This window comes from Frigoribacterium sp. UYMn621, assembly GCF_040549525.1.
Classification (GTDB): Bacteria; Actinomycetota; Actinomycetes; order Actinomycetales; family Microbacteriaceae; genus Lacisediminihabitans.
The window spans coordinates 35,594-54,959 of record NZ_JBEPTM010000009.1 but is presented as its reverse complement, the minus strand read 5'-3'; the positions used below and the strand labels follow the sequence as shown (position 1 = coordinate 54,959).

Sequence of the window (19,366 nt, the reverse complement as noted above, 5' to 3'; positions counted from 1 at the left end):
GTTGCTGTCATCGCCGGACCGACTCTCGGGTGACGACCCTTGCTAGCGACCCAGCGTATCCGATTCGATGACGCCGCCGGGTCGCGGGATTCTTGTGACGCGCACGGTTTCGCGCAGATAAATGACTCCGGCCCACCAATACAGGAAGGCTCCCCAGAGGGCGAAGGCCCACCCGAACGGCACCGTGATCCACGCCAGCGCAGGGAATGCCTGTCCGATCATCAGGATCGGCAGCGCGTAGAACAGGCAGAACGTCGCCACCTTTCCGAGATGGTGCACCGGCAGCGGGCCGTAGCCGAAATTCGCCAGGGTGATCCCGAGAATGGCGAGCATCACGTCCCGACCCACGATCACGATCACGAGCCACCAGGGGATGACTCCGCGAACGGCAAGACCGATCAACGCGGTGAAGATGAACAGTCGGTCGGCGGCGGGATCGAGCAACTGCCCGAGACGGGTGACCTGGTTGAGCTTTCGGGCGATGACACCGTCGAGAAAGTCGGTGACGCTCGAAATGACCAGCACGAGAAGAGCGAAGCCGTCTTCACCGCGCACGATGAGCACCAGGAACACCGGGACCATCAGCAGCCGGATGAAGCTCAGGATGTTGGGAATCGTGAGGATTCGGGAACTCACCTGGTAGCTCTGCTCGGGTTCCACGCGCCAAAGTCTATCGGGGGCCGATCGCATCAGATGCGTCGGGCTCTCTGAACGCTATTTACCCTGTGGCCCCCAAAAGAGGGGCAAAAATTCATCTCGGGGTGTTATAGGATCACATAAAGGTTTTGGGCACCCACCCAGACCTCGTGCCATCCGTGTGATGGCACAGCATCATCAGCAGCAAAAGTCCCGAACGATTCAGTGCGTATCCCCGACTGCGTGAGTCATGTTGTGAGGCGCTTACCCAGGCGCTTCGTCGCCGTTTCCCGTAGCACGTGTGGCACTGCGTCTAACACCTGTTAAACCGAAACGCAGGCGAAAACAATGCATCCACCCGATGTGCATTTCTCCCGTCCCCCAACGGGCGTGCAACGCAGCACAGCGCCAGCCACCCGGCAGCGCTCCGCGGTCGCGATCTCATGACAGAGATCCGTCGCTCGCCGAGCACCCGAACACTGACGCGCCCGTCGCGGCCCCGCCGTGAGCGACCATCTCTGCGGCTGGTCGACACAACTCTTCCCGCAATCGATCCGGCGATCGCCCCGGTATCACCGGGAACGCCTACATGGGCCAGCCGCTATCGCAGTCGGTTGGTATCTACGGACCTTGCGGTGATCCTGGTCGCAGTACTGGGAGCTTTCGCCACGAGATTCTGGTGGGATGGCGATGCCGCTGATCTCCCTCAATTTGCCGCCGGCTACTGGATGCTCGCCGTAGTAATCGTCACCGCTTGGGTGATCTCGCTGAGCGCGATGCATACGCGAAACTCGCGAGTGGTCGGCATCGGCCTGGCCGAATATCGCAACGTCGTGTACGCCAGCGTTCTCGCTTTTGGGCTGCTGGCAATCAGTCTGGCGATTCTCGATATCAGAGTCGCCCGCGGATTCTTCGTCTTGGCGCTCCCCATGGGACTCCTCGGCCTTCTCGTCAACCGGTGGCTTTGGCGCCGGTGGCTGGTGCGCCAGCGGAGCCGAGGGCGGTTCATATCCCGGGCGATAGTCGTCGGTAAGGCGAGCGACGTCGAATACGTCATCGGACAAATCGACAAGAAGGCGGTCTCGGTATACCAGGTGATCGGTGCCGCGGTCGATCTAGAGGATGGGCACTCCGTCACCGTGAACTCCCGCCGCGTCTCGGTGGTCTCCGACCTCAAATCGGTTGCTCACGTCGCCGGGCAACTTCGCGTCGATGCCGTCATCGTGGCGGGGCATCCCGGAAGTGATGAGCATTTCATCCGGGACCTCGGCTGGGATCTCGAGGGAACGGGAGCCGAGCTCGTGGTCGCGTCTCGTTTGACCAACGTGGCCGGCCCGCGCATTCACTTTCGCCCGGTCGAAGGACTGCCCTTGATGCACGTGGAGCTCCCTCACTACGAGGGGGGCAAGCATGTGCTGAAGCGCGGTCTCGATGTCGCGGCCTCCGGAGTGGCACTGCTCATCCTCTCCCCCCTGATGGTGGCGATCTCCCTGCTGATCAGGCGAGACAGCGAGGGTCCTGTATTTTTCCGGCAGGAACGAGTCGGGAAGGACGGGCGCACTTTCTTCATGCTCAAGTTCCGCTCGATGGTGAAGACCGCGGAAGACGACCTTGCCGGGCTTCTCGACCAGAACGAAGGCGCCGGAGTTCTCTTCAAGATGAAGAACGATCCCCGCATCACGCGTATTGGCAGGATTCTTCGCAAATACTCCCTGGACGAGCTGCCCCAGCTCTGGAACATCCTCATCGGAGAAATGAGCCTGGTCGGACCTCGTCCGCCACTCATGACCGAGGTCGAGAACTACGGGGATCGTGTTCACCGCCGCCTATACATCAAGCCCGGACTCACCGGCATGTGGCAGGTCAACGGACGGTCGAACCTCGACTGGGACGAGAGCGTCCGACTTGACCTTTATTACGTGGAGAACTGGTCGCTCATCGGCGACCTCGTCATAATCTGGCGAACCTTCCGCGTGCTTGTGAATCCGACAGGAGCGTACTAGCGGTGGAATCAATCTCGAACTCAACGGCCCCCGGTGCCAGCGACAACTATCGGATCGGATACGCCGGTGGCGCGTTCGACCTCTTTCACGTCGGACACCTCAACATTCTGCGCCACGCCAAGAGTCAGTGCGACTACCTCATCGCGGGAGTGGTCTCTGACGACATGCTCGAGGCAACCAAGGGCGCTAGACCGGTCGTTCCGCTCGCCGAACGCCTTGAAATCGTTCGCCACATCGATTTCGTGGACGAGGTCATCGCGGAGGTCGAACTCGACAAGCTTGCAACGTGGCGCGCGCGACCCTTCGACATCTATTTCAAAGGGGACGATTGGAAAGGGTCAGAGAAGGGCATCAAGCTCGAAAAGGCCTTCGCAGAAGTCGGGGTCGAGGTCATCTACTTCCCCTACACGGTTGCGACTTCAAGCACTGTGCTTCGTCGCGCGCTTCGGGCACTGAACCACCGCTCAACTGATGCCGGCTCCGACGGCAGCGGAAAATCCGACCTTCTACGAAGCGAGGGATAGGAGTACCGGCGTGCTTCCCCTGAATGTCACGGTAGTCGGCCTGAACTACGCGCCAGAGCCAACGGGGATCGCGGTGTATTCCGCCGGCCTCTCGGAAGGCCTCGCCGCGCGCGGCTTCCACGTGACGGCTATCGTGGGATATCCGCACTACCCGCAGTGGAAGATCTATCCGGGATTCGACGGTTCGGCGCGCACAGATGGAGAATCCGGAGTCGTGGTGCAACGGGTGCGCCAGTACGTGCCGGCTAAACCCCGGCTCGCCAATCGCATGCTCATGGAACTCGATTTCGGTCTGAAATCCATGTTCAGCCGCTGGCGAAAGCCTGATGCGGTGCTCTTCGTGAGCCCCGCACTGTTCTCAGTGGCGCTGGGAATGATTCGGGCCAGGATAACCCGGATCCCCGCGAGCATCTGGGTTCAGGACATCTATTCGCTGGGGGTCTCGGAGAGTGGAACTGGAGGGCGGTTGGCCGGGAGATTGCTCCGCGTAGTCGAACGCGCGGTCCTTCACTCGGCCGGATCGGTGGTGGTCATTCATGACCGTTTCAAACGGTACCTCGTCGAAGATCTCGGTATCGATGAGGGGCGCGTAGAAGTCGTGCGCAACTGGTCCCACGTCGATATCACGCCGCACGCCCCCCGAGCGACTGTACGGGCGGCACACGGCTGGTCCGACGAGGATGTCATCGTGCTGCACGCTGGCAACATGGGCGCGAAGCAGGGCCTTGAGAACGTCGTTTACGCCTCTCACATCGCAGCCTCCACGGGTTCGAACGTGCGTTTCATTCTCCTCGGCGACGGGAATCAGCGTTCGATGCTCGAAGCGATGGGAGGGAACGACCGGCTGGACATCCTCGACCCGCTTCCCAAGGAAGAGTTCATGTCGACGTTGTTGGCTGCGGATGTCCTGCTCGTGAACGAACGTCCAGGGCTCACTGAGATGTCAGTGCCAAGCAAACTCACCTCTTACTTCAGCACTGGTCTTCCGGTCATCGCCGCGACCGACGAATCGAGCGTCACGGCACAGGAACTAGAGATATCAGGGGGCGGCGTGCGTGTGGATGCCGATTCCCCCGGAGCCTTGGTCGCGGCGGCAGAGCACCTCGCCTCGCACCCGCAGCACTCACGGGACCTCGGTATGGCGGGCAAGCGGTTCAGCGCGCGGCTGCTCTCGCCAGGCCCAGCCATCGATCGTTTCGAAGAGATCCTCTCCCGGGCTTGCGACGCCGACCTGTCGAGCGTGGTCTATGCGACAACCGACACAGAACGGAACTCGACCGGGATTGGTGCCACATAGTTCTTGCAAAGCCAGAAGTACCCCCCTGGCGGAACGACTTCTGCGGCCTCCAGAGACCAGGTTGCGCCGTCCAATCGATAGACGCGGACCGTGTCCGTCGAAACTTCGACCTGTAGCCGAATCCACTGACCGACAACCGGAGCATCTGTCTTGACAGAGCCGATGAGGACCCCGTTGATCGATCCGGCTTCGCGGCTAAACAAATCGATCATTCCGTTCGCCCGCACGGCGACGTGATATCCCGCGACGCGGCTTGCAACCCGCACTCGGTAGGAGCTGTCATCCTGCTGCCCGAATGCGATACCGGCGTGTTCGTTTGAATCCGGAAGAGCTTTCGGCCACCGCAGATCGCAAGCGAAGGTATGTTTCCCTTTCGGAACGGGGCAGGTGGACCCCATGAGGTAGCTCTGAATGTCCTCGACAGCCAAGGAAATCGAACCCGTCGCTTGATCTATGGTCGGCTGCACCGAAGTGCCTAGATCCGTCGTCCAAGGGAGGTCTCCGGCTGCGCGGAGGCCGGAGTCGAAAGCATCCGTGGTGGCGCTCGCGGTCGTCGAGGTGACGTAGGGAAGGTTCGAACACATCATCCCGGCTACGCCGAGCCTGGACATCCGATCGCGCATCGAGCGATAGTGGATTTCCCACCCGATCACTGGTTTTCCAAACTCGACGACCTGGGCTATCTGATCGTCGGTGGCAGTCGAATACACACCGAGATAGTCGAAGTCGGCGCTGAGCTCGGCCGCGCGAGGGTACAGCTCGTCGGTGAAATAGCCCCAGATACGATATCCAGCGGACTGCACCAACTTGTACTGCGCGGCGCCGGCCCATGTCTTCCACACGATGTGTTCAGTCGCCCGCGGATATTTCGCCATGGTGGCGAGGAGTGCGCGGGTATTCGTTCCCTGCTTGTCCTCCAAGAAGATCACGTGGGTCGCGGCAAACCGGTCTAACACGTCGGTCAGTCGAGGAATGGGCTGGGGTTTCGCGGCGGGACCGAGCCAATCAGTTGACGAATTGAGCAGTCTGGACAGTTGGGCGAAAGTCACGTCGGCGATGTTCACGTCCTGGCCCGCAAGACGTTCTGTCGTGACGTCGTGATGGCAGACGAGCACACCATCGGAGGTCGCGTTCACAGAAACCTCGATAGCTTTCGCACCTATGGCGACCGAGTTCTCGTACGCACTCATAGAGTGCTCCACCCAATTGTCACCCGAACCCCGGTGGGCGATATAGAAAGGAACGGTCGCCATGAGGGAATCTATGGTGATCGGCCGGCGTGGTGTGAGAGCGCGGTGAGCCTCCGGAATCTTTCCGCATGCCGCCAGGACGAGCGTGCTGGCCCCTAAGAACAGGAACTGACGGCGCTTGATCGCGCCGGGAACGGTGCGGCCACCATCGACCGCACCGCCCCCGCCGACGTCACGGATCATGAAGCTCGTCAGTAGCTATAGGTGAGCGAAAGCACCGGGCGATACGCCACCGTGCTCGCGTTGGTCGACCATAGCCGCAGGTTGTCTGTTCCGGCGCTGCTCATGGCCATTGTCACAGTTGTTCCGGCGAGGGCGGCGACTTGCTCGACGCTCAGAACGACCGTGTAGATGGCATTCACTCCCGTCGCACCGGTCAGCGTGCCGAGGCTCGGCCCGGCTCCAGTCGGGCGAGTGTCCCAGGTGATCGTCGATTCGGTCCACTGGCCGGTGACAACTGATAGGTCGTGAGCGTCACCCGAGCCCGCACTCGGATCTGTGGAAGTGCGAACTTGAAGCGTCGCACCGGATAGCGACGACCCGGCCGGAGCCATCGGGACGGCGAACTTGAGGTAGGACACAATCGAAGCTCCCGAGATGGGACCCCGGGAAGACAATTGCTGGTCGGATCCGAAATTCGTGGTGGGGAGAACCTGGTAGGCCATGGAGTCTTCCGTGGCGTTCACCGTGAGCACTGTCGGCGGCGTCGTCACCGGGGCGACGGTCACCGACGCGGCGGAGGACGCGGCGCTCGCGTTTCCCGCCGCGTCGACGGCGATGACCTTGTAGAAGTAGGTTCCGGCCGAAACCGAGCTTTGAGTGATCGACGTCGAGGCGACATCGGTGACCTTCGACCCTGAATTGGTGACGAAGTCGGCCGACGCACCGCGGTAGACGGTATAACCGGCGACCCCAACGTTATCGGTCGAAGCCGTCCAATTCACCATCACCGAACCAGCCGACGGCGAGGTTGCGGCAACCGCCGTTGGAACGGTCGGCGCCACTGTATCGGGGCTCGGCGGAGGCGTGATCCCCGCGGTGTAGGTCAGAGTCAGAAGCGGACGGTAGGCGGCGTTCGTCGAGTCATTCGACCACAGCCGCACATTGTCACTTCCGGTACTGGTCTCCGAGAACGACGCCGTCGTTCCGACCAGGCCGGCCAACTGAGTGGCGTCGAGAGCAACCGTGTAGTTCGTGTTGGTAGCACTCGCTCCGGTCAGAACCCCGAGGAGCGGTCCAGCTCCGGTCGGCCTGGTGTTCCAGGTCACACTAGCCGCACTCCACGTGCCCGTGACGATGGAGAACGTGTGGGCATCAGCCGATGCCGCAGTGGCGTCGGTCGAGGTTCGCACCCGGAGGCTCGCGCCGGTCAGCGTCGTTCCATCCGGCGCTGCCGGGATTGCGAACTTCAGATACGAGGAGATCGGCGAGTTCGTGCCGGTTCCCCGCGAGGACAACTGGTTGTCGGTTCCGTAGTTCTTCGTCGGTGCAGCCCCGTAGGTCGCGGCATCCTCAGTCGGGTTGACGGTCAGTGTTGTCGTCTGGCCCGGAGGCGTGACGACCGTAACCGATGCGGAGTCAGACGCAGCGCTCGCGTTCGACGCCGCATCCAAAGCGACCACCCGGTAGTAGTACGTGCCGACAGCGAGACCGGAATCGACGTACGACGGTGACGTCGCCCCGCCGATCCGAGTCGACGCGTCGGCGGTGAAGCCGGCCGAAGCACCACGGTAGACCGAGTATCCGGTCACCGCGACATCATCCGTCGACGCCGTCCAAGACAACGTCACGGTCGAACCAGCAAAAGTCGCCGTCAACCCGGACGGAACCGTCGGAGCTGTCGTGTCAGCGATCGACACGGATGCCGAACTCGACGCCGCACTCACATTGCCCGCCGCATCCTTCGCCGTCACCTGATAGAAGAAGGTGCCAGCACCAGGAGCAGTATCCGCGTAAGAGGTGCCGGACGCATCCGCGATCTTGCTCGACGCATCCGCAGTGAAACCGGAAGTAGTACCCCGATACACCGTGTATCCAGCGACACCGACGTTATCCGTCGAAGCCGTCCACTCCACCGCCACCGAAGTGCCCGTGGCCGTGGCCGTCACTCCCGACGGAGCAGTCGGAGCCGTCGAATCCGTCACCACCGCACTCGCCACATCAGACGCAGCGCTCGCGTTCGACGCCGCATCCAAAGCAACCACCCGGTAGTAGTACGTGCCGACAGCGAGACCGGAATCGACGTACGACGGTGACGTCGCCCCGCCGATCCGAGTCGACGCGTCGGCGGTGAAGCCGGCCGAAGCACCACGGTAGACCGAGTATCCGGTCACCGCGACATCATCCGTCGACGCCGTCCAAGACAACGTCACGGTCGAACCAGCAACAGTCGCCGTCAACCCGGACGGAACCGTCGGAGCTGTCGTGTCAGCGATCGACACGGATGCCGAACTCGACGCCGCACTCACATTGCCCGCCGCATCCTTCGCCGTCACCTGATAGAAGAAGGTGCCAGCACCAGGAGCAGTATCCGCGTAAGAGGTGCCGGACGCATCCGCGATCTTGCTCGACGCATCCGCAGTGAAACCGGAAGTAGTACCCCGATACACCGTGTATCCAGCGACACCGACGTTATCCGTCGAAGCCGTCCACTCCACCGCCACCGAAGTGCCCGTGGCCGTGGCCGTCACTCCCGACGGAGCAGTCGGAGCCGTCGAATCCGTCACCACCGCACTCGCCACATCAGACGCAGCGCTCGCGTTCGACGCCGCATCCAAAGCAACCACCCGGTAGTAGTACGTGCCAGCGCCCAGGTTCGAGTCGAGGTATGACGTGGTCGCGACGTTTGCGATCTTGTTAGCGGCTCCGGCCGTGAAATCGGCTGAATTCCCCCGGTGGACGGAATATCCCGTCACACCGACGTCGTCGGTCGACGCGGTCCAGTTGAGGGACACCGAAGCACCGGAGACGGACGCCGTCACTGCCGTCGGAGCAGTGGGAGGTGTCGAGTCGGCGATCGCGACGCCCGCAGAGGCGGCGGATGCTGCGCTCATGTTGCCAGCGGCATCCGTCGCGGTGACCTTGTAGAAGTAAGTGCCGACCGCGAGCGTCGGATCCGAATAGCTCGCGGAAGTGGTGTCAGCGACCTTGCTCGAGGAATCGGCTGTGAACCCAGACGTCGTCCCGCGATACACGGAGTAACCGGTGACCGCCACATTATCGGAGGCAGCCGCCCAGGTGACGGATGCCGAGGATCCGGCGGCCGTGCCGGTGACACCGGTCACCACGGAGGGAGCTTCGGTGTCGGGAGCCTGGTTCGTGCCGAGTTGGAAGTGGTTGAGCACGTCCGAAGCCGAAAGCTGTATTGGGTAAACGGCGACCTCGTCGAGACTTCCATTCAAGAAGAAACTGGACGGCTGGTCGGGCCAGCCGTTGAGGTTGCCCCCACCAGCCCTCCAGTAGCCGTCGAACGACTGGCTCGCGGTGATGCTGTCCGAACCAACCAGAGCGCCATCGACGTAGAGCTTCAGCCCGTCCAGGCCAAGGGTTCCGACGACGTGGTGCCACAGATTGTCGTTGTAGCTCGCGGAGGTTTCAGCGTATCTCACCCCGCCGACATAGACCCCGTAAATGAGTCGACCGTCGTTGGTCATGTAGATCTGCTTGTCGTAGTTGTTGCCCGTTCCGGTTGCGGAATCCTCGAAGCCGACGATCTTGCCTCCGGAGGTCGTGCCGGTCTTGACCCACGCTTCCTCGCTGACCTGAGCTGATGCGCCAGCGGCGACCTTAGTGGAGATGAGGCCAGCCTGCGTGCCGTCAACCGTGACACCCGTGCCTGTCTGGATGCCGGCACCCTGCGCCAGGGTCACTCCGGACCCGTAGGTTCCGTCGGACTGAGCTGCGAAGGAAGCATCCTTCGCCGTGGTTCCGGATGTGTCGTCGAGACGCCAATACACGTCAGGGCTTTGGGAGAACACCTTCGCACCGTAGACGTCGGCCGGAGCCACCGGAACGGTGATGCTGCCACCGGCCAATTGATAGTGGTTCGCGACCTGCTGCGCGGAGAGAACGTTCGGATACACAGCAGTGTCGTCGATCGTGCCGCCGAAGTAATTGCTCGACGGCTGGTTCGGCCAGCCGCTCATGTTGTCTCCGCCAACATGCCAGTTGCCCAGGTAAGACTGGTTTGCGCTAACCGCGTTCTGACCGACCTTGACGCCGTCCACGAAGAGCTTCATGCCGGCAGACCCCTGCGTGGCAACGATGTGATGCCAAGTTCCGTCGTTGTAGGCATTCGCGGAGCGAATGGCCGACACTCCCCCGCTGTAGATGCCGAAGGTGAGGCGTCCGGAGTTGTCCATGTAGACCTGACGGTCGTAGCTTCCGCTCAGGGTCGCTGCGCTGTTGTTAGTCTTCGGGATGCCGCTTCCGTAACCGATGATCTTTCCGCCACTCGTCGTGGTGGTTTTGATCCAGGTCTCGATGCTGTAGGTGGTGGGTCCAAGCTTCTGTTGATCGCTGTAGACGTAACCGTCGGTTCCGTTGAATACTGCAGCAGTGTCGGAATCCCCGGCGATTGCTCCGGGAGCGTTGAGGGCGATTCCATTCTGATACAGGCCGTTCAGACCGCTGGTCTTAGCGACTGCCGGCGCGGTCACGCCCGACTTGTCCTGTACCCACGGCGTGGTGGTTTCGTCGAAGCGCCAGTAGAGATTCGCTCCGTCCGAGATGACCGTCGACGGATAATTCGCTGCCTTGGTCGCCGGCCGAGCTCCTACGGAACCGGACAGGGTGCTGGTATTGATCCCGTCCGTCGCTGAGACCCGGTAGGTGTACAGAGTGCCCGGTGTCACATTCGTGTCGACGAAAGTCACCTGCGGACGGCTCCACCAGTACGAACTCGCGGTTCCGCTCCAGATGGGCGTGGTTCCGCCGTTGCGGTAGACGTTGTACGTGAGCACCCCGTCATCAGGGTCGACAACCGTGCGGAACCGCACTTGAACCGCATTCGACGTGAGCGCCTCGGCCGCGATCGCCGGCGTCGGGGGGACGGTTACGTCATCCGGACCGAAACGGGTGAGAGCCTGCTGGGTGTGCCCGTTCACCTGGGTGAACTCACCACCGAACCAGAGGTATTTCTTTCCTGTCGTCGCGCCGGTAGCGATGGTCAGCGCGCGCGGGCCGATTCCTTCACCGATTCCATCATTGGCGGTTGGGAACCACTGCAGAATGCTCGCGTCCGTCGTCGACTGTGCCATAAAAAAGTTGCGCTTGCCATCGCCGAAGGCGTTGTTGCTCGAGCAGTCGTGGGCGTGGCTGGCGATATAAAGGGTGCCCTGATAGACCTCTAGGGCCTGTGTCGCACCGAGGCAGGTGTCGTGCCAACGCTGGTCAAGTGTGTCCCAGCTGAGTGCGGTTCGGCCATCGAATACGCCACCACCGGTTCCCTCGTTGCCCACGTAGAAACTGTTGCTCGCCGCGTCGGTGGTGATCACCTTGACCACTGTGTTCTGCTGCCAGGTCGGGACCGCGCCGGTGCCGCTCTGCGAATAGGTCATTGCGGAGGGGTTGCCACGATCCACCGGGTAATTCCGCACCGTTGCGCCGGTCGTCGAGTCGACGACCGCGATGGCGTGCGAGTCATTGCCGTTCACGTTGTAGAAGTCACCGCCGACAGCGACTTTGGTGCCGTCGGGCGAGACGGCAACTGCACGCGCGATGCCGTCGGCATCCGGTGCCCAGGGCAGCAGCGCTCCGGTCGAGGAGTTCACCGCCGCCAGACGATCGCGCCCCTGGCTCGCCACTGTGGTGAACTGGCCAGCGAGGAAAACTGTCGAGTCGGTCACGGCCAACCCGAGCACCGATCCCCCGATCCCCGGAGTGCGGAACGGTTTGATAGTGCAGGAGATCGGGTCCAGGGCTGCCAGGCGCGCGACGGCCACACCGTTGATCGAGGTGAAGTCACCACCGATGAATATCGTGGTGCTTCCCGGGGCAGCGACGATAGATCGAACTGACGGCGTGCCGCCCGAAAACGCGAGGGTGTATTGGCAGGAGTCTGGTGCACCCGTCTCGGCATTGAATATGGCAAGGGCATTTCGCGCCTGGGTCGTCCCACTTCCCCCGGTCGGCGGGGAGATCTGGGAGAAGGTTCCGCCGGCGAGAACCTTCCCGCTCACCGTTCCCGTCGCATAGACGACCCCGTTGGTCTGCCAGGTAGCCAGGTCTGCGGCACTGAATGCGACGCCTGGCGTGAGTGCGGATGCAGGCATCGCGGTCAAGCTCGACAGAGCTAATCCGCTGACAACCGCAATGGTCGACAATATGAAGGCAGGCTTGCGCATGTCCATTTATCCCTCGGGTAAGCAGCGAGGCCACGGGTATGGACCTGGATCGCTGCGGGTAAATAGGTAAGTAGCGAAACTAACGCGCCCATGTCATCACTTCTGGGTGGGAAGCGTGAGAGCCCTAGATCTAGCTCCGCATACCGTACCTCGAATAGGGGTCAAGGCACAAACCCCCCGAAGGGGTGCCAGTCGGCGGCACACGGAGAGATGATCCGCGCTGACGTTGCGGTCGGTTAGGGTCGACGCAGGGTGCGGTCGAGCGCACTGACGTCACGGTACCCACTCGACAAGGAGATTGCCATGGCCACAAGATCGTTTCGCCAAGCACTCGGTGACCTGTCGTCGGCCCAGAAGCCCAATCGCGGGGTCTCTCTGTACAGCAGATATGTGAATAGGCCGGTAGGCCGGCTTCTCGCTGCACTCTGTTATCGACTCGGCATGTCACCGAACCAAGTCACTGTCGCTTCCGCACTGATCACCGCCCTGGGGATCATCGCGCTGATGACCGGCCCGCCGCATCCAGTACGAGGGATTCTTATCGCGGTTCTACTTGCGCTCGGGTTCGCGCTCGATTCTGCCGACGGACAGGTAGCCCGACTCACCGGGCGAGGTTCTCCTGCTGGGGAGTGGCTCGACCACGTCGTGGACGCCGGCAAGATCGTCTCGATCCACGCTGCTGTGCTTGTGGCTGCCTACCGCTTCTTCCCGCTGGGCGGAGCGTGGCTTCTCGTGCCGCTCGGCTTCCAGGTGGTGTCGATCGTGACGTTCTTCGGAGGCGAACTCGAACGCCATTTACGACCGGCGACCGGCGATTCGACTGTTCCCGATGCGCCGTCGACCATTCGCGCCGTCGCCCTGCTGCCTGCCGACTACGGCATCCTGGCATTGAGCTTCATTTTCCTCGGGTGGCCGTGGCTGTTCGCTGTCGTATACGGCTTGCTGTTCGTTGCCACCACAGCGATCATGGCGCTGCTGCTCTCAAAATGGTTCCGGGCACTCTCCCGTTCCCCTGTTCGCGATTCCTAGAGGGCATCTTCCACGGTTTTACCCGTCGCCGGGATGAACACCCGGCTGGTGCCGGTCGCCGTTCGCCCGAACCACTTGCCTTCGACAGGTCCTCGAAACCGGGCAGGAACGCCCGCGTACAGTCCAGGTTCGCCCGCTGACTTTGAGCGAGCGAGAACGGAGCCGGCCGCGAGAACGGATCGTTCGGGAAGAAAAGCTCCCCCAAGAATGAGGCACCGCGCGCCCACGAAACTCCGGTCGCCAATGATGATCGGGTGCGCGACCTGCACATCTTCGCGCACGTCGATGCTGTGAGACAGGATCTTCGTCTCGTGCCCGGCGATCGTCGAAAACGAGCCGAGAGTGATGGACCCCGAACAATCGAGCTGGTGACGACTTGTAATGAAGGCATTCGACTTGACCGATAGCGAGGCACCGTCCGGGTACAGCCGCTTGTACACCGGATGGGACGAAATGACGTTGAGTCGACCAATCGATGCGCTCGCCCCTATGGACACAAGCCGAAGGTCTTTAATGACGTTCCACTTGCCAATGCGACTTCCCGGACCCATAGTGATGCGACTCACTTTCAGCACGATGTTGGACCGAGCAATTGCCGACGGGTGGATGAAATGGCCGAGGCGTCGAAGTAAATGGTTCTTCGTGTGACCCGCTGGCAGGATCCACACGAACGCGAGCACCAAGTTCCTAAGACGATTCATGCGATGTCCAATCCGAGTTCGGGGTCGATTGCGGTGTCGATAACAGGATGCTCCGGGTCGGAGGACGCAGGCCTGCTCGAAGACATCGCCGATCGCATTCCCACCAGTTCCAAGATAAGACGCAGCACCAAACCAACGAGAATGCCGATAAGAGCACCTAGCGCTCCGAGCGAAAGGCTGCCGACAGCCACGAGTGGAAGACCGACGAGAGAGCCGATAGCGGTCGACTTCGCGACCACGTCGAGCCGTTCAAGCGCGGAGAGTGCCGCCTTGCTCACCACTGATTCGAACAGGCTGACGGCGGTGATAGTCGCCATCAGCGCGAGGATGGCCATCGTCGGCTGAATGACCCCGCCGCCGAGCCACCGAATCAATTCCGGAGCGGCGGCGAGCATCAGGCCACCGAGCGCAACGGCGAAGACCGCGGTTGCGAGAGTGCCCTGCCGCACGCGCCGATGAAGCGCTTCGATACCGCGAGCCCGTGGGACCCATCCCTGCAAAACCGTGACGAACGGTCCGAGCGCCACAATCACCTGCCGCTGCACCTTCTCCACCACGGCGTATACCGGCTGCGCTCCCGGCGCGAGTATGGTCACGATCACGATCGGCGTGGAGGCGTAGACAGAGGACAGAATCGACGAGGTTATGCCCTGGCGTTGGTCAACAAGGACTCTGCGCACTGGTTTCCTGGAGATCGATCGGAGCGACTCGAGCCGCCACGGTCGAAGGATGACGAGACTGCACAGCGTGAATGCCGCGACCATCCCGAACAGCTGCCACAGCACTCCAATAAGCGCCGACGATCCGGTGGTCATGAACCAGATTCCGACGATGGTCCCACCAACGCGCGGCACCGTCTCGAAGAGCAGCATCAGCCAGGGTTGGCCGCGACCGACGAAAAACCAGCCCGCAGTGAGGCCGATGGACGCCATCGAGACAGCACCGATCCCGGCGAAGATCGCGAAATCCCGGCCGACCAACCAAGCGAGGAGAAATGCGAGCCCGGCGATGGGAACGCTGAGCAATATCTTCGTAACGGCCGACTCTGAGTACTCTTTCATCCGTCCGAGCTCGTCGGCTCGCGCGATAGCGGCGGGCCCAGACAGGCCCCACCCGTAAGCGATGACTACCGCAGCGACTCCTCCGATGGATTGACCGACCGCGATAGCTCCCCATGCGTGCGCGCCGCTAGCGGCGACCATCGCAGGGATCGCGAGCAGCGAGGATATGGCTAGCAGCACCATCGACGTGCCATAGCCTGCAACCGAAACCAGAGCCTTTCGCGCGCGCCGGAATCGCGGAGCGCGTTGGTCATCGGATTCTGCCGTCGTCATGGCGTTATCACCCCTGGGAATGGTTCAGTCGAGAATCGGGTTAGTCGAAGACCTGAGGATAGGTGCCCAAACTATCAGCCCCCTGTCGAACATGTATCGGCTCCGGTTACCGCTCAGTGCGCCGCCACTAACCGCTTCCCCCAATTTGCGGGATAGGAACACCGTGCTGCCGCCGCTATGGTGTTGGTGAGCGGACCGCAGCGGAAAAACCCGAAACCGTTTCGTGACCTCTCGTGAAAGTAGGTGTACCGCAATGTCTGGACCCTCGCGACCGCGAATCCGTTTTACACCTACTGTCGGAGCAGCGCTCGTCTTTGGCGCCCTAGGGCTCTTAACCGTCTTGGCGATCGTGCTCGCGACACTCGCCCTCATCTCCGGCGAGACCGCGAAGGCCACAGGCCCACGATCGACCATTCGAACTACGAACTCGACCGACGCTGTATTCATCGGCGACTCGTACACCCAGGGCGCTGGCGCCTCGGGCCCGGCGACGAGATGGGTCACCCTCGTGTCACTGAAAGAGGGCTGGGAGCCCCAGAATCTCGGCAGAAGCGGCACCGGCTACCTGTCGTCGGGAACGCCAACCGAATGCGGCCAAGTGAGATGCCTCAACTTCGTCGAAATGGTTCCGTTGGCCATCGCTGCCAAGCCGGAGGTGGTGTTCGTCTCAGGCGGTCAGAGCGATTTCGAGCTGTTTCTCAAAGACCGAGCGTCGGTTCTCACGGCGATCGACACCACCTTCGCTTCGCTGCGCACCGGCCTCCCCGACGCTCACATCTATGCCATCGGGCCATCGACAACCGGGGCGGTTTCCAAGCCGATAGTCGAATTCGATTCGGCAGTGCGCGCGGCAGCAGCTCGCGCAGGAGCAACCTACGTGAGTTTGATCGAACCGAACGTCATCAAGCCGACGTTCATCGCCGCTGATCGAGCTCATGTCAATGATGCTGGCTATTCTGCGATTGCCGCTCGCATCGAAGAAGCAATCAAGAAGTAGCCGGGCTGCTGGGAAGTGTCGGGCGAAAAATGCCGAAGGACGAACTAATTCACGAACAGCCCGGACGGATCCGCCACAATCTCCGCGGATTTACCGGCGCTGGCTACGACAAGGGACGGAGCCCTGTCTGGCAAGTGTCGTGGATGCTCGTCTCAGGTCTCGTCGTCACGCGATGGTGGTGCCCTGTGCCCGTACGGAATCGCATTCTCCGCGTATTTGGTGCCAACATCGGGCGGAGCGTGCTGATCCGTCACCGCGTTCGCATCCATTGGCCGTGGAAACTCACGGTTGGCGACGGTTCATGGATCGGCGAGGAGACCTGGATTCTGAACCTCGAGCCGGTGACCATCGGGGCCGACGTCTGTATCTCGCAAGGAGTGTTCCTCTGCACAGGGAGTCATCTCCGACGCTCCGCTACCTTCGAGTTCGACAACGCCCCGATCGTCATCGAGGACGGCGCGTGGGTGGCCGCGCGCGCGACGGTTCTTCGTGGGTGCACAATCGGCGCTGACAGCGTCGTCGGTGCGACTGCTCTCGTCGTCGCAGATGTCGCTGCGGGATCGATCGTGGTCGCGCCAGCATCGACCGAGGCACCGATCAAACCGCCACGGAGATCGACTCGATGAGGATCTTCTCAATCGTGACACTGGTCAGCCCTGATGGAGAGTACGGAGGCCCAGTTCGAGTTGCTGTGAATCATGCGCGTGCGCTGCGGGAGGCGGGACACGACGCGCGGGTGGTCGGAGGGGCCCGCGGTTTCGGACCCGTCATGCCCACCGAAATCGACGGGGTGCCGGTTCATCTCTTCCGAGCGCGCACAGTCATTCCCGGAATCGGCTTCGCCGGTCTCGCGTCTCCAGCCCTTCAACGCTGGCTCCATCGTCATGGTTCTTCGGCGGACATCCTGCACATTCACGCTGCTCGGGATTTCGTCACCCTTCCGGCGGCCGATTGGGCACGACGTCATCGTGTCCCCTATGTCTTACAGACCCACGGAATGATCGACGTCTCGAGCAATCCGCTGGCCCGGCCGCTTGACGCCGCCATCACCCGGCGCGTGCTAACTCACGCGAAAGTGGTCTTTTACCTCACCGATCGCGAACGGAGTGATCTCATTCTCGTTGCCGGGCGAGACATCCCCCTGGCGGAATTGGGCAACGGAGTGCCGACGAGCACGCTCGAACGACATCACCTACGCGACCCCGCGGAGGTTCTTTATCTGGCTCGCCTCGCCCCGAGAAAAAGACCCTTGGCATTCGTGCAGGCTGCCGCGATTCTGGCGGCTTCGTATCCGAACGCCGAATTCTCTCTCGTTGGACCCGACGAAGGAGAGGGAGCCGCCATCTCCGAGGCGATTGCGGGCATCGGCACTGACGCGATCAGGTGGGAGGGCGCACTCCCGCCCGAGAAGACGACAGGGAGGATGTCGCAGTCGTCCATCTATGTCCTGCCGAGCGTCGACGAACCCTACCCGATGTCCGTGCTCGAAGCGATGTCGGTGGGCTTACCGGTGATCGTGACTGAGACCTGTGGGCTTGCGCCGGCGATCCGGGAGATCGGATGCGGAATCGTCGTTGACGCCACGCTCGAATCGCTTACCACCGCCATCGGGGAGCTCCTCGGCGACCCGGCATTGGCCAGAAGAATGGGCGAAGCCGGCCTGACCGCTAGTCGCGAACGATTCGGGATGGCCGCCGTCGCGGAACGTCTCGAAGCGTCGTATCGATCCTGAACCGGTCGCCTGTCAGAGTTGTTCGGTCAGGCTTCCGCACAATGAGAAGACAGGCGAGCGCGACGGCAACCGCACCCGTGGCCTGCAGCAACGATCCCCTCAGCAAAATAGTCATGTAGACGGGGAAAATGGCCCCCACGATCGCCCAGTAGCCGGCTGCCCCGAACGCAGGCAATAGTCTCCTGTCCATGGCCCGCACGACATAGCCCACGACCAGGAAGCCGATCACCAGGAGCGGTACCCCGCCGTTCACCAGGAATTCTGCCCACAGCGGCGCCGACAGATTCGTGAAGCTGTAGCCGCGATAGTTGGCGAGAAGGATGCTGGTATCGACGGGTTTGTCCGGCCACACCGCTCTAGGGACCCAGAACAAGAGGCTTCCGAGTGCTTGCTGTCCGACATGGACCAAACCGTCGAGCACGAAGGAATATGCATTCGCGATCTGCCAGAAAGCGTCATAATCCGGATTGCTCTTGTACTCGCCGAAGAACCCGTTCCGTACCAGGTTGACGGCCGGTGACCGGAAGGCGTCTGCAAGGGGGAAAAGGAAGATCAGCCCGGCGATAGCCGCAACGAGAGTGCCGCGAACGCGGCGAGGATTGACCACGGCGCCGGCATACACGGCGAGGGCGAAAAGCACCGTCGCCAGACTGTACCGGGCGCTGCTGATCGGGTTGATGATCGTGAGCAGTACCGCCGAGGCTGCCAGGATAACGACCAGATACCATCCGGAAAGCTCTCGACGCACGGACTTGCGCACCTGGGTGATAGCGCCGATTCCGACGAGGAGTGGGTAGATCGCCAACGAATACATAACGGAACGGATGGCGGGGTCGGGCCAGGCGATAGACCGGGCGGCAAAAGCCTGGTCTCTGCTGCCGAACAGGGAGTCGATTCCTGTCTTCGAGATGAAATAGGCGCTGAAGGCGATGCCGAATCCCAGCAGCAGGAATGCGCGCACTCGGCTCACTTTGGTCTGTTGCGATTGGAGAGCACGTCGAACCGCGATAACCGACGATGCATTGCCGTTGGCGCGTTCCCTGAGATATCGACTCAGACGCCCCAGCTCGTAGAGAGCGATCCCCACGGCCACGAGTACCGCCGTTGGCACGTCGAAGCCTGAGTCGATGCCCTTTGTCGTCGTCGAGAGGAGATTGCTGCGAATTTGCACCGTCGGCGCCAAGCCCATGAACACGTAGCAGAACATGAGGAAGAAGAAATCGAACAGCATCGGCCGACCTGCAGCGATGATCGCCGATAGCCGGAGCCCCGTCCAGACTGCAATGGCAAGGGTGATGATCCACGCGGTGCTTCGCCCGACATTCTCGACCTGCGCTAGAAGCATTAGGGGAACGAGAGCCGAAAGAGCGAAGGCCGAAAGGGCGAACCAGATGTACCTGACCCCGCCGGCGGCAGCGGAAATGGGAGGTCGCGCAGGAGCTTGCACTGTCACTGTGTCGCTGCCTCCCTCAGACCGATCATGGGCCCATCCTTGCATAACAAGGAAACCCCCCTTAGT

General features: G+C 61.9%; 13 protein-coding genes. 7 read left to right on the top strand and 6 right to left on the bottom strand.

From position 1 onward, the window contains the following. Positions 1–42: 42 nt before the first annotated feature. A complete protein-coding gene (locus ABIB54_RS13920) occupies positions 43–660 on the bottom strand; it encodes a CDP-alcohol phosphatidyltransferase family protein (RefSeq protein ID WP_354576120.1) in 618 nt (205 codons plus the stop codon). A gap of 611 nt (positions 661–1,271) precedes the next feature. On the opposite strand from ABIB54_RS13920, the gene ABIB54_RS13915 reads away from it, so the two are divergent. Genes ABIB54_RS13915 through ABIB54_RS13905 form a run of 3 tightly spaced genes read left to right on the top strand, consistent with a single transcriptional unit; the run spans position 1,272 to position 4,460 of the window. Continuing rightward, entirely contained in the window at positions 1,272–2,639 is a 1,368-nt protein-coding gene (locus ABIB54_RS13915; RefSeq protein WP_354576119.1) for a sugar transferase, read from the top strand. Positions 2,640–2,641: 2 nt separating this feature from the next. Next, positions 2,642–3,163, top strand: a complete 522-nt coding sequence (locus ABIB54_RS13910; RefSeq protein WP_354576118.1) for an FAD synthase family protein — start codon at positions 2,642–2,644, stop codon at positions 3,161–3,163. A gap of 10 nt (positions 3,164–3,173) precedes the next feature. Continuing rightward, complete coding sequence (locus tag ABIB54_RS13905) at positions 3,174–4,460, top strand: glycosyltransferase family 4 protein (RefSeq protein ID WP_354576117.1); 1,287 nt, start codon at positions 3,174–3,176, stop codon at positions 4,458–4,460. Here ABIB54_RS13905 and ABIB54_RS13900 read toward each other — a convergent pair. Both ABIB54_RS13900 and ABIB54_RS13895 read right to left on the bottom strand, forming a co-directional pair. Beyond that, the gene (locus tag ABIB54_RS13900) at positions 4,409–5,893 is read right to left on the bottom strand and encodes a glycerophosphodiester phosphodiesterase (protein WP_354576116.1); all 1,485 of its coding nucleotides are present in this window, start codon (positions 5,891–5,893) and stop codon (positions 4,409–4,411) included. The two genes, ABIB54_RS13905 and ABIB54_RS13900, sit on opposite strands and share 52 nt — an antisense overlap. An 8-nt stretch (positions 5,894–5,901) precedes the next feature. Then, entirely contained in the window at positions 5,902–11,982 is a 6,081-nt protein-coding gene (locus ABIB54_RS13895; protein WP_354576115.1) for a LamG-like jellyroll fold domain-containing protein, read from the bottom strand. 513 nt (positions 11,983–12,495) lie between these two features. Here ABIB54_RS13895 and ABIB54_RS13890 point away from each other — a divergent pair. Then, entirely contained in the window at positions 12,496–13,083 is a 588-nt protein-coding gene (locus ABIB54_RS13890) for a CDP-alcohol phosphatidyltransferase family protein (protein ID WP_354576114.1), read from the top strand. On the opposite strand, the gene ABIB54_RS13885 is transcribed toward ABIB54_RS13890, so the two are convergent. Together ABIB54_RS13885 and ABIB54_RS13880 are read right to left on the bottom strand one after the other, a co-directional pair. Then, positions 13,080–13,763 carry an acyltransferase gene (locus tag ABIB54_RS13885; RefSeq protein WP_354576113.1) on the bottom strand — a complete coding sequence of 228 codons (684 nt, stop codon included), beginning with the start codon at positions 13,761–13,763 and terminating at the stop codon, positions 13,080–13,082. The genes ABIB54_RS13890 and ABIB54_RS13885 overlap by 4 nt on opposite strands. Before the next feature lie 17 nt (positions 13,764–13,780). Continuing rightward, positions 13,781–14,845 (bottom strand): hypothetical protein, encoded by a 1,065-nt coding sequence (locus ABIB54_RS13880; protein ID WP_354576112.1) that lies wholly within the window; start codon positions 14,843–14,845, stop codon positions 13,781–13,783. 526 nt (positions 14,846–15,371) lie between these two features. Here ABIB54_RS13880 and ABIB54_RS13875 point away from each other — a divergent pair. The 3 genes from ABIB54_RS13875 (at position 15,372) to ABIB54_RS13865 (ending at position 17,847) form a co-directional block, all read left to right on the top strand. After that, positions 15,372–16,115 (top strand): SGNH/GDSL hydrolase family protein, encoded by a 744-nt coding sequence (locus tag ABIB54_RS13875; RefSeq protein ID WP_354576111.1) that lies wholly within the window; start codon positions 15,372–15,374, stop codon positions 16,113–16,115. Between the two features lie 185 nt (positions 16,116–16,300). Continuing rightward, positions 16,301–16,741 (top strand): LbetaH domain-containing protein, encoded by a 441-nt coding sequence (locus tag ABIB54_RS13870; protein WP_354576110.1) that lies wholly within the window; start codon positions 16,301–16,303, stop codon positions 16,739–16,741. Next, positions 16,738–17,847, top strand: a complete 1,110-nt coding sequence (locus tag ABIB54_RS13865; protein ID WP_354576109.1) for a glycosyltransferase — start codon at positions 16,738–16,740, stop codon at positions 17,845–17,847. The genes ABIB54_RS13870 and ABIB54_RS13865 overlap by 4 nt, the downstream gene beginning before the upstream one ends. Here the strand turns inward: ABIB54_RS13865 and ABIB54_RS13860 are convergent. Next, positions 17,783–19,192 carry a hypothetical protein gene (locus ABIB54_RS13860; RefSeq protein WP_354576108.1) on the bottom strand — a complete coding sequence of 470 codons (1,410 nt, stop codon included), beginning with the start codon at positions 19,190–19,192 and terminating at the stop codon, positions 17,783–17,785. The genes ABIB54_RS13865 and ABIB54_RS13860 overlap by 65 nt on opposite strands. Positions 19,193–19,366 lie beyond the last annotated feature (174 nt).